The organism is Nocardia barduliensis (assembly GCF_013315795.1).
GTDB classification, from domain to species: Bacteria; Actinomycetota; Actinomycetes; order Mycobacteriales; family Mycobacteriaceae; genus Nocardia; species Nocardia barduliensis.
This window is the reverse complement of sequence record NZ_JABLTE010000002.1, coordinates 74523-91570: the sequence shown is the minus strand read 5'-3', so window position 1 is coordinate 91570 and position 17048 is coordinate 74523. Positions and strand designations below refer to the sequence as shown.

Sequence of the window (17048 nt, the reverse complement as noted above, 5' to 3'; positions counted from 1 at the left end):
CCTACGGGGAGTGGGCTGGGGTAGGGGGCGAGGTGAGCAGCGCGTGCGCCTGCGCCAACTGCTGGCGCTGGATCCTGGCCTGCTTGGGCATGTTCCAGCCCAGCACCGCGGTGACGGCGGAACCTCGCTCGAACCGCGCGACGAACCGGCCACCGGCCGGGTCGCCCTCGACGACGGTGACCCGCGCGTCGGCCGTGATGGTCCCGTACACCTGGATCTTCGTGCCGAATTGATCGGTCCAGAAGTACGGAATCGGCTGATACGCCCGCTCGGCGCCCAGGATGTTGGCCGCCACCACGCCCGCCTGTTCGGTCGCGTTCGTGCGGTTCTCCAAGCGGATCGTCGTCCGCAGGGCCGGATGGCGCCACCGTGCGACGTCACCGGCCGCGTAGATGCCGTCGGCGGCGCGGCAGCGCTCGTCGCACACGACGCCGTCGGCCAGCGAGAGCCCGCTGCCCACGAGCCAGTCGGTGGCCGGCACCGCCCCGATCGCGACCACCACCAGATCCGCGGGCAAGGTCTCGGAGGTCTCCAGGACGACTCCGGTGACCTCGCCGCCGTGTTCGGTGAGGCCGGAGACGCCGACGCCGAGCCGCAGGCGCACTCCCTCGCCGGTGTGCAGGCCCGCGAGCAGCTCGGCGGCGAAACCGCCGAGCTGAGCGGCCATCGGGGCGCGCTGCGGACCCGTCATCGTGACGTCGTGACCGATCTGCCGTGCGGTGGCGGCGATCTCCGCGCCGAGCACACCCTCGCCCACCACGACCACGCGCGCGGGGGCCGACAGACCCTCGCGCAGCGCGAGGGCGTCGTCCAGCGTGCGCAACACGTGGACCCCGCGCACTCCGGGTGGTGCGGGCAGCGTCCTGGGGGCGGCGCCGGTGGCGATCACGATGTGGTCCGCCGTCACGGCGCCGGTCGTCGTGTGGACGGTGCGCGTGCTGACATCGAGGGCGGTGGCACGGCAGCCGAGGACGAGGTCGGCGTCCAGTCCGGCCAGCATGCGCGGCGCGCGCAGCAGGGTCCGTTCGGGCCGCCAGGCGCCGGAGAGGATCTGCTTGGACAGCGGCGGACGGTCGTACGGCAGGTGCGGTTCGCCGCCGAGCAGTGTGACGCGGTCCCGATACCCTTCCCTGCGCAGCGCTTCCACGACGGCCAGGCCCGCGGCCGAGGCCCCGACGACGAGCACTCCGGTGCGGCGGTTCATCGCGGCCCCGCCGCCAGCGATTGCCCCGCCGCCTTCTTGCGCGGTCTCAGGGGTTTTCCCGCGACCGTTCCGCCGTCCACCGGCAGCACGGTTCCGGTGACGTACCGGGATCGGTCCCCGCCGAAATAGACGGCTACCTCCGCGACGTCCTCCGGTGTGCCCTCCCGCCGCAACGGCCGGTCGGCCTCCATGGATTCGCGCATCGCCTTGGTGAACCGCTCGCTGTGCTCCGCGGACATCGTCGTGGCCGACGAGGCGAGCAGCGAGGTCGGTATGTTGCCGGGCGCGATGCAGTTGACGCGAATACCGAACTGCGCCAGTTCGATCGCCGCCGATTTCGTGAAGTGCAAGACCGCCGCCTTCGACGCCCGATAGCTCTGCACTCCCCCGCCCGCCTGGATGCCCCCGACCGAGGACACGTTGACGATCGATCCGCCGCCGTTCTCGGCCATGTGCCGGGCCGCGAAGCGGGTGCCCGCCATGACGCCGAGCAGGTTGACGCCGAGGACGCGGTGGAAGTCGGCGAGATCGTCGTGCAGCAAGCTCTTGTGCATGGTGCCCGAGATGCCCGCGTTGTTGCACATCACGTGCAGCCCGCCGAAGGTGCGCACCGCGGTGTCGACGAGCCGCTCCACCTGCGCCGGGTCGGCGACGTCGGTCTGCTGGAACACCGCGGCCGCACCGTAACCGGCCACCGAGGCCGCGCCGCGCTCGGGATCGACATCGGCGACCACCACGCGCGCGCCTTCGGCGACGAACCGCGCCACCGTGGCGCTGCCGATGCCCGACGCGCCGCCGGTGACGATGGCGACCTTGCCCGCCAATTCGTCGGTCATGCGTTCATTCCTTTCGTTTCGGTCCGGCCGGAGCCGTACCCGAGGCTGCGCCCCGGCAGGCCCGCACCTGCGCCGTTCGACTCCGCCACCGGGCCGGTCCGCTCGCGCAGAAAGGCCAGCAGCAGGTCGTTGACGAATTCCGGCTGCTCGATCTGCGGGCAGTGCCCCGCGTCCGGTACGACAGCGGAGCGTCCGGCCGGGATCTGCGCCGCGATTTCGGCGGACCATCCGGCGGGCAGCAACTTGTCGCACGCGCCTTCGACGACGAGGGACGCGACGCGGATGCGCTCGTAGGCGCGCTTGCTCGACGGCGCAGGCGGCGCCTCGGCGCCCGGGCGGCGGAAACGGGCCGCGGCCAACGCCTCCCACGCGCCGGGGGCGATGCTCGATTCGTACCGCCTGCGCACATAGGCCTCGTCGGCGGGAAACGACTCGGCGTGGAACAGCGCCCGGACGATGGCGCGCATCCCGGGCAGCGTGGCGTCGTAGTCGTAGAGCGCCCGCATGTGCTCGTTGCGCTGGATTTCGCCGCCACCGCAGATCGCCACCAGACTGCGCATCGGAAGTTTCGGCGCGGTCGAGGTCGCGTCGACCAGAAGGTTGATCGCACCCATGGAATTGCCGACGAAGTGCGCCGACTCGATCCCGAGGATGGCGAGCAGCCGTGCGATGTGCCGGATCCGCAGGCCGCGTCCGTCGGTGAAGTCGATCACCTTCGCCGACCCACCGAAACCCAGCATGTCCGGCGCGAGGACCCGGTAGTGACGGGCGAGGACGTCGATGGTGTGCTCCCAGCCCAGTTCCGCGCACCCGCCGAACTCTCCGCCGTGCAGCAGCACGACCGGTTCGCCCGATCCCGCCTCCAGGTACGCAGTGGTCGAGCCGTCCACCACGACGGTTCTGCGCTGCGCGATCACGACATGCTCCCGATCCGGTCGTCGGCGTGTGGTGGGCGCGACGCGAAGGTCTGCGCGCCCGTGCGCGCGGGGCTCTCCGACAGCGGGATCCGCTCGACGATGCGCACCTGCTCCGGCTCGAGCGAGGCCTCGGCCACGTCGCTGAGCAGCCGGATCTCGCGCATGGCGAGTTCGTCGAGGATGTCGAAGGCCGACTGGAGATCACTGTGGCCGACCGGATGCGCTTCGGCACAGCGGTTTTCGCCGTCGGTGGCGCAGGCGCGCAACGTGTCCCGCACGGCGGTTCCGCGTGCCCGGACGTAGACGAGCACGCCGTCCCCGGCACGCGCGATGCGATCCAGCGCCTCCTCGAGTTTCGCCCGGCATCCGCAGTGCCGGGAACCGAACACGTCACCGGCGAGGCACTCGAAATGCAGGCGTACCAGCGGCGCGCCGCCCGCCGCCGGGTCGCCGTGGACGAACGCGACGTGTTCGCGGTCCATGCCGTCGGTGAAGCCGATCGCCCGGAACTCCCCCATGGGCAGCGGAATTCGAGCCACCCCACAACGCTTGACCCGGCACAGCTCACGTCGGCGGTAAGCGACCAGGTCATCGATGGACACCACCGGAAACCCGTGCGTGCGACCGATGTCCAGCAGCTCGGCGTATCCGGCTTGTTCGCCGTCGGAGCCGCAGACCTCACACAGCACGCCGACCGGCGCCATCCCGGCCAGTTCGACCAGATCGACCGCGGCCTCCGGACACGCGGGCACCGACAGCACGCCGCCCGCGGCGCAGCCGAGCGGGAAGACGTGCCCGGGCCGGGCGAACGTGCTCGCCGTGCTGGCCGGGTCGGCGAGCGTGCGAATCGTGTGGGCGCGCTGGGAGGCGCGGACCCCACCGGCCTGGGCACCGGCCAGTCCCACCGACACTCGGAACCGGTCGCGCCCCGGGCCGGTGGCGGTGGGGTCGGCCGGGGGTATCCCGAGGGCGTCGAGCGCCGCCGAGCGCATCGACACGTGGATCAGCCCGCACCCGAGCGCGGTCATGACGTTCACCGCTTCGGCCGTCACGCACTCGGCCGCCAGCACCAGATCGCCCCGGCACGCGCCGTCCACCTCGCTCAGGACGAGGATCATCCGCCCGGACCGGAGGGCGGCCGTCGCCTCGGCCACTGTGGTGCGGCCGGCCGGCCGGGGCGCGGCCGTCATGCTCGTGCCCCGCCGGCCGCGGCGAAGGTCAGCACCTGGGTGGCGAGCAGGTCGAGTTGGGCGCTGACCGCGTCGTCGGTCAGCCGGCCCTCGGCATCCCAGATCGGCTCCGCGGAATTGATCGCGACGCCGAGCGGGGTCGGCCACGCCCGCAACGCGTGCCCGATCACCCTCAGCTGGCCGAGCGTCCCCACTGCGGCCTGCCATCCGTAGGCGCAGGTGATGCAGCCCCACGGTTTGTTGTCCAGGTACACCGTCGCGTCGCCGCGCAGGTCCTCGATGTAGTCGAGGGCGTTCTTCACCAGGCCGGAGACGCCACCGTGGTACCCGGGTGAGCCGATCACCACGGCGTCCGCGCGGCGCAGCGCCGCCACCAGCGCGGTCGCCTTCTCGGTGCGGGCCGGGTCGTGCGGGTTGTACATCGGCAGGTTGATCTCCTCGCCGCAGAACAGCGCGGTGCGGCCGCCGTGGCGCTCGACCGCCGCCAGGCAGTGCCGCAGCGCTTGCTCCGTGGACGAGCCCGCCCGCAACGTGCCGCCGATGCCGACGACGAACGGCCGTCCGGCCGTGGCCTGCTCGGTGGCCGTCGCACGTGTCGTGCCTGCGGTCATGACCGAAACCTCGTGCTTCCTTCTGGTTCTACTTGATGGCGATCGGGTTGACGGGTGATCCGACGGCGCCGACGACGCGCAACGGCGGTGCGATGAGCTGGAATTCGTAGACGCCGTCGGCGGCGCAGTCCGCCGCGAGCGCGGTGAGGTCCCAGTACTCGCCGAGCATCAGGCCCATGTCCCGCAGGCAGAGCATGTGCATCGGCAGGAAGGTGCCGTCCACCCCGGACACCGGGTCCTCGACCATGAGGTTGTCCGCCGCCACGGCCGCGATCTCGCGCTCGTGCAGCCAGGTGGCACACCGCCAGTCCAGGCCCGAGTACGGTTCGGTGCCGTCGCCCGCCTCGAGGAAGCGCGCCCACCACCCGGTGCGGATCAGCACGATGTCGCCGCGGCCGACCTCGACCCCCTGTGTCTTGGCGACCGCGTCCAGTTCGTCGGGGGTGATCGGGTCGCCCGGCGCGAGGAAGGTGTCGGCGCCGCGGTGGCGGACCAGATCCAGCAGCACGCCCCTGGTCGTGATGCCTTTGCCGTCGACCTTGTCGATGCCGCAGTGATACGCGCCCAGGCTGGTGACCGAGCTCGCCGGGAAACCGTTGTACAGGTAGTCGTCGTAGTAGACGTGCGACAGCGCGTCCCACTGCGTCGCCGCTTGCAGCGGCATGATGATCAGGTCGTCGTTGAAGCGGAACGGGTTGTCCTCGAAGAAGCCGCTGAGTTCGCGTCCGACGCTGTTGCGCAACCACTTCGGGCCGTATTCGGTCAGGGTTCGCGCGTCGCCGCCGTCCACGGTCATCACGTGCACCGGGTTGTGCCGGAATTTGAACGCCCCTTGCGGCCCGGACGAACCGAAGTCGACGCCGAGCGGGAACACCCGCCCGTGCCGCACCAGGCGCGCGGCCTGGGCGATCTTCTCCGGGGTGACGAAGTTGAGGGTGCCGAGTTCGTCGGCGGCACCCCATCGGCCCCAATTGCGCACACTGTCGGCGACCCGCCGGAATTCGGTCAGATTGGCCACGCTGCTTGTCCTTTCACGCTGATCGCTCGTCTGCCTGCGGTCACGAGCCGAGCTCGACACCGGCGATCCGGGCGCCGACGTTGCCGCCGTCGACCCAGAGCACCTGGCCGGTCACGTAGCTCGCCGCCCGGCTGTTGAGGAAGAGCAGGGCGGCCGCCTGTTCAGCCGGTTCGGAGACCCGGCCCAGCGGCTTGGGAATGGTGTCGAGGTACCGCGGACCGTATGCCGAGCGCAGCTGATCCAGGATGGGTGTCTCCGTCACCCCCGGGCCGGTGCAGTTGATCCGTATGCCACGCGCGCCGAAGGCGACGGCGTTGCGCATCGTGTAGTAGATGATCGCTTCCTTCGACAGCCGGTATCCGCCGTCGGCCACGGCGTCGGGATGGTCCTCGCACCAGGCGATTCCGGTGTCCATGTCCGCCGTGTCCAGCAGGCCGCCGACCTGTTCGCGATGCTCCAGGTAGCCGGCCGCCGCGAGCGAGGACACGCTCGCGATGGTGGCGCCGCGGCCCATCGACCGCGCGATCGCCTCGGTGCAGTGCCGCAGGCCGAGAAAGTTGATCGTGACCACGCGGATCGGGTCACCGATGCCCGAGGAGACGCCCGCGACGTTGAACAAGGCGTCCACCGGGCCGCCGAGCGCGGCGACGGCCCGGTCGATCGATGCGGCGTCGGCCATGTCCACGCGGTGGAACTCGTCCAGCGCACCGGTCGGCTCCACCAGGTCCAGACCGGCCACGCGGCCGCCGAGTTCGGCGACCTGCCCGGCCACGCACGCGCCGATCCCGGAGGAGCAGCCGGTCACGACGACCCGCTTGCCGTCGTAGCGCCACAGCTCATCGGCTCGTTCCACCTCGGGCACCTCGTCTTTCTCCCCTGTCGTCCGGGCGTGCCCGCGCGGTCGCGGCGCGGCCGCGCGGGCGGGCGGTCACTGCGCTTCTTCCTTGGCGCGCTGCGCGGCTTGGACCCGGCCCTCGTTGATCTCGGCCATCGCTTCGGGGATCTCGCTCGCGGTGAAGGTGCCGCCCCGGCCGGTGGGCAGGCCACCGAACGCGTAGTTCTCGTCGAACGCGGGCGTGGACAGCGGCTTGCGCCGCGCTTCCACCTTCTCGATGACCGGCTCGAGCCGCTCGGCCTTCGCGGCGACCGCCTGCGCGTCGCGCTCGATGAACTCCGGCAGCACGTGCTTGCCCATCAGTTCGATGGACTCCATGGTGGCCTCGTGGCTGCGCGGGTTCAGCAGCAGGATGATCTCGTCGACGCCGCTCTCCTCGTAACCGCGCAGAAATTCGCGCACGGTGTCCGGCGACCCGATGGCGCCCCGGCCCGGACCGTAGGCCAGCGTCTCGTCCTCCTTCACCGCGTCGAGGTAGCGCTCCCAGACGCCGGTGCGGCCCGGCGTGTGCTGGCCGGTCATGTAGTAGTGCATGATCCCGAAGGAGAAGAAGCCGCCGCCAAGGCCGAGCCGCTGCAAAGCCTGCTCGTCGGTGGGCGCGACCATCATCGACAGGTCGCCGCCGATGGCCAGGATGTTCGGGTTGAGCACCGGCAACCACGGCTCGGCGTGATCTTCGAATTCCTGGTAGTACCCGCGCACGCGATCGGCCAGCGGTCCAGGGCCGGTGTAGGCGAAGCTGAGCGCACCCGCACCCAGTCGCGCCGACATCTGCACCGACGAGGGCCGGGTACACGCCACCCACACCGGCGGATGCGCGCGCTGGTGCGGCTTCGGAATCACATTGCGCGCGGGCATCTCGATGTGCTCGCCTTTGAAACCGGTGAACGGCTCCTCGATCATGCAGCGGATGGAGACCTCGAGGGCCTCTTCCCATTGCCCGCGCTTGTCGGCGGGATCGATGTTGAACCCGCCCAGTTCCCCCACCGACGACGACTCACCGGTACCGAACTCGACCCGCCCATCGGAGATCAGGTCGAGAGTGGCGACGCGTTCGGCGACGCGTGCCGGATGGTTGATCGCCGGGGGCAGGTGCATGACGCCGAAGCCGAGCCGGATGTCCTTGGTCCGCTGACTGGCCGCGGCGAGGAAGATCTCCGGCGCGGTCGAGTGGCAGTACTCCTCGAGGAAGTGGTGCTCGGTCAACCAGACGGTGGAGAACCCGGCCTTGTCGGCGGCCTCCACCTCGGCGAGCCCCTCCTTGAAGAGTTGGCGCTCGTCGTCGGGGACCCACGGCTTCGGCAGCGCGAATTCGTAGAACAGGGATATCTTCATTTACTTCCTCCGATGGAATCGAATGTCGAGTGGTCGCGGGCCGATCCGGCGTCGTCCGCCGCTCCGGTCGCGGGGCCCGCGCTTGCGGCCAGGTGCTCGACCGCGAGGTAGCCGAAGGTCATGGCGGGCCCGATCGTCGCGCCCGCGCCCGCGTAACTGCGGCCCATGACCGCCGCGGAGGTATTGCCCACGGCGTACAGACCCGGGATGACGGTGTCGTCGGGCCGCAGCACCCTGGCGTGCTCGTCGGTGCGCAGTCCGCCCGAGGTGCCGAGGTCGCCGAGGATGATCCGGAACGCGTAGTACGGCGGCTTACCCAGCGGATACAGGTTGGGGTTGGGCAGCGTCGGGTCGCCGTAGTAGTTGTCGTAGACGCTGTCGCCGCGCTGGAAATCGTCGTCGTGGCCCTTGCGCGCGAGTTCGTCGAAGCGCTGGGCGGTGGCGCGCAGGCGATCCTCGGGCACGCCGATCTTCGCCGCGAGCTCCGTCCAGGAGTTCGCGGCCACGACGACACCGGAGTCCAGCCATGCCTGCGGGATCTTCCGGCCGGTCGGCACCGGCGCGAACGGGATCTTCGGCAGCGGCAGATGCCCCGCGACGACGTAGCGGCGCCAGGAGCGCACGTCGGTGATCAGCCAGCTCGGGATGTGCGTGGTCCCCGATTTCTGTCCGTCGATCATCGCGTGGCCGAAATCCATGTACGGGGCGGCCTCGTTGATGTACCGCTCGCCCGCGCCGTTGACGATGAACTGGGCGGGCATCATGCGCTCGTTGAGCATGAATTGCAGCCGGCCGTCCGGCCATTGGATGGCGGGGAACCACCACGCCTCGTCGAGCAGGTCGGTGGCCGCGCCGACCCGCTGTCCGGCGCGGATGCCGTCGCCCATGGACTCCGGGTTGCCGAAGCTCCAGTCCCGCTCCACCACCGGCTGGTGCTCCTTGCGCCAGGTCATGTCGTGATCGAAGCCGCCGGTCGCCAGGATCACCCCGCGCTCGGCGCGGATCCGCAGCGACTTTCCGTCCTTCTCGACCACCGCCCCCACCACGCGGCCGTCGGCTCCGGTGATCAGGGAGGTCATCGGCGCGCTCAGCCACAGCGGGATGTCGCGCTCCCGCAGGGCGAGTCGCAGCCGGGCGACCAGGGACTGCCCGATGGCGGCGATCCGGTCGCCGAACACCCTGGCTCGGAACATCCGCCACACCAGCTTCACCAGCACGGCCTTGCCACGCCAGGACTGGCGCACCTGATAGAACAGGCGAAGATCCTTGGGGCCCAGCCAGATCCCCTTGGGCGCCAGAGCCAGCGGGCGCAGCAGGTTCTGTTCTTCGTCGCCGAGTTCGCGCAGATCGATCGGCGGCACGTTGATGGTGCTGCCCTGCGCGGAACCGCCGGGCAGTTCCGGGTAGTAGTCGGCGTAGCCGGGCTTCCACACGAATTCCAGCCACGAACTGCGCCGCTCCAGGAACTCCATCATCTCCGGCGCCTTGGTGACATAGGCGCGCAGGCGCGCGTCGCTCACCAAGCCCTCGGTGATCGCGCGCAGGTACTCGACGACGCGCTCCGGGTCGGGCTCGTAGCCGTCGCGCTTCTGCGCGGGGGCGCCGGGCACCCAGATCCCACCGCCCGACAGTGCGGTGGATCCGCCGTAGTGCGCCGCTTTCTCGACCACGAGGGTGGACAATCCGGCCGCCTCGGCGGTGAGCGCGGCGGTCAGCCCGCCGCCGCCGGAGCCGACGATCAGGACGTCGACGGAATGGTCGAAAGCCGTCGCGCCCCCGGCATCGCCGGACTGCTCGACGGTGCCGGACGCGGGCGCGTCGGTCGGTTCGGATGTCACGCTCGCCTCCTGGCGGTCGAATCGTTGTCCTGATCGGCTTCCGGCAGGGCGGTTCGCACCGCGAATCCGGCGATCAGCGCGGGCGCGGAGCGGTAGTAGCGCACGGTCGTCCGGTACGGCCCCTGACTGCGCATGGCCGCGAAAGCGGCCACCCAGGTGCGGATTTCGTGCCCGGAGTTGCCTGCCTTCTCGGTGATCCACGCATTGGCCCAGTCGTCGAATTCGCCGAGCCGCCCCTCGTCGAGGAGCTCGAGGAAGCGCCGGTCCCACTCCGGATTGAGCGGCCGCAGGCCGCCGCGACCGGCGGCGAACTCGCGTGCGGCTTCGATCACCTTCTCCTGGCGCGCTTCCCGCTGCTGCGGGGTCATGGGCCCGCCGTGCACGATCCGCTCCAGCACCGGTCCGGTGGCCGTGGCGAGTGCGGGCACCGGCGGGTCGTGCGACAGCCCGCCGGAACCGAGCACCAGCACCCGCTTGTCCAGTGTCGCGACGTGCGCGCCGACGGCCGCGCCCAACGCGCGGGCGCGATGCAGCGGCCCCAGCGGCACGGCCACCGAGTTGACGAAGATCGGGACGACCGGACGCGCCGTCGCGGCGCCGAGCAGCCGCTGCAACGGTTGCACCGTCCCGTGATCGACGTCCGTCGTCATCGAGACAGCGACGTCGACCCCGGCCGCGAGCACCGCCTCGGCCAGTTCGGTGGCCAGCTCGGCCGGGACGTCGAGCGGTCCGGCGTGCGTGCCGTAGTCCCCCACTCCGGTGGCGGCCGCCGCGACGCAGAACGGCGGCATGAGCTTGTAGAAGAACCCGTTGTAGTGATCGGGCGCGAACACCACGACCAGTTCGGGATCGAAGGCGCGCACGAACCGCGCCGCCTCGTCGAGCGCGGACTCGATGTCGTCGAGCAACTCGCGTTCCGGTCCGGGCAGATCAAGAAGAGGGCTGTGCGAGACGCAGCACAGGGCCAGCGGCATCGTTTCCTCCCTGCGGCAAGTCGAGAGTGTCGAGCAGGTCGGCGCTCAGTTCCGGCGCCAGCTGCGCGATGGACGCGCCCGCCACACAGCGGTCCGGGCGCAGGAACAGCACCGAGTCGCGCTGGCCGTCGAACCAGCGTTTCAGCGCGCTGGTGCGATCGCCGACCACGACCACGTCGGGGTCGTCGTGGCCGGTCCAGTGCAGCTGGGTGAACGGGCGGGCCTCGAAGAACCGGGCTCCCAGAGATTTCCATCGTTCGAACGCCATCGCGCCGAGCACTTCGCGGGGGCGGTTGTTCCAGCACAGCACGGCGAACCACGGGCCGAGCACCTCGTCGAGCAGGACGTCGGCGCGGTCCCTGGTGTCCACCCGGGGCTGCACGAACAGCGTGCCGACCGACGACGCCGGCGAACGGGACCAGTCGTGCACCACCGCGCCGTGCTCGTAGCGCGGCATCGGCTTGAACCGCATGCCCAGCACGTAGCGCTTCACCGGAGGAATCGCGGCCGCCGCGCGCACCAGCACGTCCCGCACCGCCGCGACCTTGCGATCGGTCGGCGAGATCACCCGGCCGACCATCGTCGACAGATCGATCATGGCCCTGGCGTGCTTGCGCCGTTCCACGTCGTAGCTGTCGAGCAAGCCGTCCCCCGCGTGCCCCCGGACGACGGCGGCGAGTTTCCATCCGAGATTCGCCGCGTCCCGGATGCCGCTGTTGTAGCCCTGCCCCTGCCACACCGGCATCAGGTGCGCGGCGTCGCCGGCCAGCAGCAGTCGGCCGCGCCGGAAGGCCCCGGCGATCCGGGAGTGGTGCGTGTAGACCCGGCGCCGGATGACCTCGAGCCGCTCGGGATGCGGGACGAACGGCGCGACCATCTTCGCCACGAACGCCGGATCCTCGGCCAGCTCGTCGGGCTCGTCGTCGTGGATCATGAACTCGAAACGCCGGATGCCGTGCGCGATCGACACCGACACGTTCGGCCGCGCCGGATCGGCCGCGACCTCGATGTTGGGGTGTCCCAGCGGGTCCGAGGCCAAGTCGACCACCAGCCAGCGGGTCGGCGAGGTGGTGCCGTCGAAGGACACCCCCATCTGCCGTCGGGTGGCGCTGCGCCCGCCGTCGCAGCCCACCACGTACCGGGCGGTCACGGTGGACGCCCCGGCGCCGGTGTCGAGTGCGACCGAGACCTGTCCGCCGGAGTCCGCGCACGCGGTCATGGCCGTCCCCCAGGCCACCTCGACCTGCGGGAAACGGTCCAGTCCGGCGAGCAGTTCGGCGTCGACCAGCGGTTGGACGAATCCGTTGCGCTTCGGCCAGCCGAACTGCTGCTCGGTCGGGGCGATCTCGGCGAGCAGCCTGCGGCGGCTGTCGACGAACCGCATGATCTGGTTCGGCGTCGTGTGCGGCAGGATGCGGTCGACCAGGCCGATCGCCTGGAACGTGCGCAGCGACTCGTCGTCCAGGCCCACGCCGCGCGGGTAGTCGATGAGCGTCGCGCGTTCTTCGACCACCCGGGTGCGCACCCCGTACATCCCGAGCATGTTGGCCAGCGTCAGGCCCACCGGGCCCGCGCCGACCACGACTACGTCGACGTCGGTCGCGGGGGGAGAAATCTGCTCGGACACGGTCAGCCGCCCAGCAGGAAGTCGAGGTGCAGGGCGTTGAAGGTCTTGGCGTCCTCGTACTGCGGCCAGTGCCCGCAGTCCGGCAGGACCTCGAATCGCGCGCCGGGGATCATCGACGCGATCCGTCTGCCCTCTGCGACGTCGGCGGTGGGATCGTCGCTGGTCCACAGCACCAGGGTGGGTGCGGTGATGCGGCCGTACTCGGCCGGGCCCAACAGGTTTCGCTGCCGGATCTCCGGGTACTGCAAGGCCATGATGTCGCGCATGGCCGCGACGAAGCCCGGCTGCCGGTAGACGCGCTGCCTGCTGGCGACTATATCGTCGTAGCCCTTCGACTTGTCGGCCATCAGCCATTTGATCCTGGCTTGCACCGTCTCCCAGGCCGGGTCGGCGGCGGCCGCCATCGACAGCGTGACGATGCGCCGCATCACCTCCGGGTCGGCTTGTGACCCGCCCGCGGTGTTGAGCACCAAGCGCTCGACGCGGTCCGGATGATCGATCGCCACGCGCGCGGCCACCCAGCCGCCCAGTGATTCCCCGCTGACGGACGCGCGCCGCACGCCGACCGTGTCGAGAAACCCGATGACGTGCTCGACGTAGTGCGCGATCTCCAGCGGATGGCCGGGCTTGTCGGTGTAGCCGTGCCCGAGCATGTCGATCGACCATGTGGAGAAGTGCGCGGCGTGCGACTCCAGATTGCGGACATAGGCTTCGGCGTGCCCACCGGACCCGTGCAGCAGAACGAGAGCCGGGCGGGTGGGATCGCCCGCGTGTAGGTAGCGGGTTCGGACGCCGCCGACATCCAGGTATCCCTGCGTGAAAGGGACGCCCTGGAGATCGCTCCAGATGCTCTCGTATTCCGGCAACTCGTTACCTCCGTAGAACCCGGTCTGTTCGCCGCCGACGCGGCGGAGCAGACCCGATGCCTTCGCTGTCAGATCTCGACCGATTTACCGGTGGCCGCGGCGTACCCGGCGCGGAAGCCCCACACCATCCCGGGACCGATGGTTCCGCCCGCCCCGCCGTAGGCCCGGCCGGTCACACCGGCCATGGCGTTGCCCGCCGCGAACAGACCGGGGACGACCGCCCCGCCGACATGCCGCACCCGCCCGTCCCGGTCGGTTCGCGGCCCGCCTTTCGTACCCATCGCGCCCACGGTGACCGGCACGGCGTAGTACGGGGCGGTATCGATCGGGCCGAGCGTGCGACCGGCGACGGTGGCGGCGCGCTGGTCTCCCCACCAGCCGTCGTAGGCGCTCCCGCCGCGCCCGAAGTCGGGATCGTTCTCCGTGGCGACGTGACGGTTCCACGCGGCGACGGTCGCGGCGAGCCCGGCGGGATCGATGCCGGTCCTGGCCGCGAGTTCGGCGAGATCCGCGGATTCGCAGAACCATTCGGGGACCGGGTCACCGGGGGCGACGCCGAGGAAGCCGTACCGGCTCAGATGCACGGCGTCGAAGACGATCCAGCCGGGGTCGTTGACGTAACCGCCCCTGGGATCGAGATAGTGGAAGGCGCCCGCCATCGAGTTGTACTCCGCCGCCTCGTTGACGAACCGCCTGCCCGCCCGGTTGACCATGATGCTGCGCGGGCGCGTGCGCTCCAGGCGCACACTGCGACTGCGCGGCTTGCCCTCGATGGTGTCGCCGGGAATACGGACGATCGGCACCCACCAGGCCTCGCTCATCGTGCCGAGTTCCGCGCCGTGCGCCATCGCCATGCGCAGACCGTCGCCGGTGTTGTTCGGCGGCGAGACCGCGCCGTGCATGGGGCCGCGCAGATAAGCGCGGACCAGGCCGGGGTCCCACTCGAATCCGCCGGTCGCCAGGACGACGCCACTGCGCGCCCGCACGGTCGACTCGCCTGCCGCCGTGACGATCCGGACCCCGCTGATCGCCCCGTCCTCGGCGATCAACTCCGTCGCCCTGGCCCCGGTCCGTGGCACGACTCCGGCGCCGAGCACCCCCGCGAGCAAGCCGGCGACGAGCGCCGTTCCGGCTACGCACAGATCGGCCGACTCGTCGGCGACCGTCGCGTGCAGCCGGGCCCGCGTCTCGGCGTCGAACCCCACGTTGCTCCAGTCCGCCGGGAAGGCGGTGATGCGGTCGCGCCATTCGCCGAGCCGGGCAAGATCGAACGCGACGGGGCTCAGTGATCGCCCGCCGCCCGGCCTGCCGCCGGGCAGTTCCGGTTTGTAATCCGGGAAGCCCTCGGCGATCTCGAAACGCACACCGCTGTGCGCCTCGACGAAGTCCACCATCGCCGCACCGGTGCGCACGAAGACCTCGACCAGTTCGTCGTCCATCGAGTCCAGGGACTGGGCGTGCAGGTAGCTCAACGCGTCGGCCACACTCAGCGGTCCGTCGGCGCAGCGGTCGTGAGCGGGAATCCACGCGATACCACCCGAGACGGCGCTCGTTCCGCCGACAGTGGCGGCCTTCTCGAAGACGGCCACCGACGCGCCGTGCACCGCCGCGGTCAATGCGGCGGTCAAGCCGGCCGCGCCGCTGCCGAGGACGACCACGTCCACCTCGACATCCGCCGTCGTGGCGGATCGTTCCTGCTGCTGCGAAGGCACTGCGCGATTTCCTTTCGGCTGGACGGGCGAGCCACGGGCGCACCGGATCCGCTCTTGCGAGCCGATCGCGGCGGGCGCTTCGAAGCCCTCACCGAGCCGACGGCGGCGAAGCCGGGACCGCGCGGATCAGGCGCTGCGCGGTCGACCCCGAAGCGCCGGCCCGGAGGAATGCGGGTGGAGGCGCGAGGTACGCGAGACCACCATTTGCAACTGAGAAGAATGGTATTCTCATAGCGCGGATGTGGCAATCCTTTCGCGGAGGAGATGTTTGCGCACCTTCCCGCTCGCCGTGCGCGGATAGTCCTCGACCTCGAACAACCGCTCCGGCCACTTCTGGCGCGCGATGCCCGCCGCCGCGAAGTGCGCGCGCACCTCGTCCATGGACGGCAGCGTGTGCCCCGGCCGGATGCGCAGCACCGCGCCGACCGCCTCCCCGAAGCGGTCGTCGGGAATGGCGACGACCACCGCCTCGGCGACCGCGGGCAGCTCGGCGAGCACCTCCTCCACTTCCAGCGCGCTGACGTTCTCGCCGCCGCGGATGATCACGTCGGACTTGCGGCCGGTGACCGTCAGGCAGCCGTCCGCGCCGAGGACGCCGATGTCGCCGGTGTGATACCAGCCGTCCGCGTCGAAAGCGCGGCGGGTGAGTACGTCATCGGTGTAGCCCAGGCACAGATCCGGTCCGCGGCTGAGGATTTCGCCGTCGTCGGCCAGCCGGATCTCGACGCCCGGCATCGGCCTGCCGTCGGTGGTGAGCCGTTCCGACTCCGGAGCCGTGTACCGCGACGCAGTGATCGACGGGTGCTCGGTGCTGCCGTAGGCGCGGAAGGGGACCAGCCCCAGCGCGGCGAGCCTGCGCGTCACCGAGACCGGGACCGCGGAGCCGCCGAGTCCGACGTACCGGAAGTGCCGGAGGTGGTCAGGGGTGAAATCCGGGTGGTCGAGCAGGCTGGTGACGAAGTAGGGCGGACCGCCGCCGACCGAGAGGCCATCGCCGCGCATCAGCGCCAGCGCACGGCCCGGATCCCAGACATCGGTCAGATGCACCGGTTTGGCGTGCAGCACCGGAATCAGGAACGCCCCGACCATGCCGATGAAATGGCCCACCGGGGTGGCCGTGAGTTGCTTGCCCCGATCCAGTTGGTTCTGCTCGGCGAGCTGCCTGGCTTCACACCCCAGCGTCTGGTGGCTGTGCACGACACCCTTCGGAGCGCTGGTGGTTCCCGAGGTGAAAGCGATCAGGGCGGGACTCGCCGGATCCACGGCGATCGTCCCGGCCATCGGCTCGTCGGCGAGCAACTCGTCGAAGTCGATCTCCACCAGCCCGACCACCGGAACCCGGGCACTCACCGCGGGGTCGAAACTCAGCTTGCCGAACCGGTGCACCGTGATGAACACGGCGGGCCGGACGGCGTCGAGGATGTGCGCGACCTCCTTGCGTCCGTAGAAATGAACGATCGGCACGACCACCGCGCCCAGCAACGCGGATGCCCAGAAGGTCGCGGCGGCCTCCATCCAATTGGGCAGCTGGAACGCGATCGCGTCACCCGGACGGACTCCGCGCGCCCGCAGTCCCGCGGCCAGCCTGCGCGCCACCCGCTCGACATCGGCGAAGGTGCCCGACCACGGGCGCACATCGGAATGGACCCGGAACTCGGTACCGGGAGCGGCCGCGAGCCCTCGGCTCAGCAGCTCGCCCAGCGCCTCCCGCCGCCACCAGCCTGCGCGCTCGTAGCGGGCGCTCAATTCCCCTGGGATGGTTCGCATATCGACTCTCACTCACTTCTCGGGCGCAGCGCGACAGCACCGCGTCGGCGGGCGGTGAGTCGAAGGACGGCCATCGGACTGCGCCCACTATCGACGGAAATCTCATTCTCCGTATTCGAAAGTAATACATCCCCACCAGCCGATCCCGAGTTGCTGGAAGTAGACCGTTCTACCCGGAAGGCGCACCGGGCTCCCTGCGAACGATCGTGTGATCAGCAGACTTCGGGCAGGCTTGCAGCGAAACTTTCGGTAGAGTAC

Annotated in this window: 14 protein-coding genes; all 14 read right to left on the bottom strand. The window is 70.5% G+C overall.

Annotated features, from left to right (window positions below):
- Window position 1: 1 nt before the first annotated feature.
- The 14 genes from HOV91_RS01745 to HOV91_RS01680 all read right to left on the bottom strand — a co-directional run bounded on the left by HOV91_RS01745 (window position 2) and on the right by HOV91_RS01680 (window position 16790).
- Window positions 2-1204 (bottom strand): NAD(P)/FAD-dependent oxidoreductase, encoded by a 1203-nt coding sequence (locus HOV91_RS01745; protein WP_174183629.1) that lies wholly within the window; start codon window positions 1202-1204, stop codon window positions 2-4.
- On the bottom strand, window positions 1201-2040 hold the full coding sequence (locus HOV91_RS01740; protein WP_174183628.1) for an SDR family NAD(P)-dependent oxidoreductase: 840 nt from the start codon (window positions 2038-2040) through the stop codon (window positions 1201-1203). Before HOV91_RS01740 ends, HOV91_RS01745 begins: the two co-directional genes overlap by 4 nt.
- A complete protein-coding gene (locus tag HOV91_RS01735; RefSeq protein WP_174183627.1) occupies window positions 2037-2957 on the bottom strand; it encodes an alpha/beta fold hydrolase in 921 nt (306 codons plus the stop codon). The genes HOV91_RS01740 and HOV91_RS01735 overlap by 4 nt, the downstream gene beginning before the upstream one ends.
- On the bottom strand, window positions 2954-4147 hold the full coding sequence (locus tag HOV91_RS01730) for a 3,4-dihydroxy-2-butanone-4-phosphate synthase (RefSeq protein WP_174183626.1): 1194 nt from the start codon (window positions 4145-4147) through the stop codon (window positions 2954-2956). The genes HOV91_RS01735 and HOV91_RS01730 overlap by 4 nt, the downstream gene beginning before the upstream one ends.
- The gene (locus HOV91_RS01725) at window positions 4144-4758 is read right to left on the bottom strand and encodes an NADPH-dependent FMN reductase (RefSeq protein WP_174183625.1); all 615 of its coding nucleotides are present in this window, start codon (window positions 4756-4758) and stop codon (window positions 4144-4146) included. Before HOV91_RS01725 ends, HOV91_RS01730 begins: the two co-directional genes overlap by 4 nt.
- 28 nt (window positions 4759-4786) lie before the next feature.
- Entirely contained in the window at window positions 4787-5776 is a 990-nt protein-coding gene (locus HOV91_RS01720) for a cyclase family protein (RefSeq protein ID WP_174183624.1), read from the bottom strand.
- A gap of 40 nt (window positions 5777-5816) precedes the next feature.
- Window positions 5817-6629, bottom strand: a complete 813-nt coding sequence (locus tag HOV91_RS01715) for a coniferyl-alcohol dehydrogenase (RefSeq protein WP_174183623.1) — start codon at window positions 6627-6629, stop codon at window positions 5817-5819.
- 75 nt (window positions 6630-6704) lie between these two features.
- Entirely contained in the window at window positions 6705-8006 is a 1302-nt protein-coding gene (locus HOV91_RS01710) for an LLM class flavin-dependent oxidoreductase (protein WP_174183622.1), read from the bottom strand.
- Window positions 8003-9844 carry an FAD-binding protein gene (locus HOV91_RS01705; protein ID WP_174183621.1) on the bottom strand — a complete coding sequence of 614 codons (1842 nt, stop codon included), beginning with the start codon at window positions 9842-9844 and terminating at the stop codon, window positions 8003-8005. Before HOV91_RS01705 ends, HOV91_RS01710 begins: the two co-directional genes overlap by 4 nt.
- On the bottom strand, window positions 9841-10818 hold the full coding sequence (locus tag HOV91_RS01700; protein WP_174183620.1) for a 3-carboxyethylcatechol 2,3-dioxygenase: 978 nt from the start codon (window positions 10816-10818) through the stop codon (window positions 9841-9843). The genes HOV91_RS01705 and HOV91_RS01700 overlap by 4 nt, the downstream gene beginning before the upstream one ends.
- Complete coding sequence (locus HOV91_RS01695; RefSeq protein WP_174183619.1) at window positions 10775-12445, bottom strand: bifunctional 3-(3-hydroxy-phenyl)propionate/3-hydroxycinnamic acid hydroxylase; 1671 nt, start codon at window positions 12443-12445, stop codon at window positions 10775-10777. Before HOV91_RS01695 ends, HOV91_RS01700 begins: the two co-directional genes overlap by 44 nt.
- A 2-nt stretch (window positions 12446-12447) precedes the next feature.
- Window positions 12448-13311, bottom strand: coding sequence for an alpha/beta fold hydrolase (locus HOV91_RS01690; RefSeq protein ID WP_174183618.1), 864 nt, complete (start codon window positions 13309-13311; stop codon window positions 12448-12450).
- A 68-nt stretch (window positions 13312-13379) separates the two neighbouring features.
- Window positions 13380-15023, bottom strand: a complete 1644-nt coding sequence (locus HOV91_RS01685; protein WP_174183617.1) for an FAD-dependent oxidoreductase — start codon at window positions 15021-15023, stop codon at window positions 13380-13382.
- Between the two features lie 228 nt (window positions 15024-15251).
- The gene (locus HOV91_RS01680; protein WP_174183616.1) at window positions 15252-16790 is read right to left on the bottom strand and encodes an AMP-binding protein; all 1539 of its coding nucleotides are present in this window, start codon (window positions 16788-16790) and stop codon (window positions 15252-15254) included.
- Between the last annotated feature and the right edge of the window lie 258 nt (window positions 16791-17048).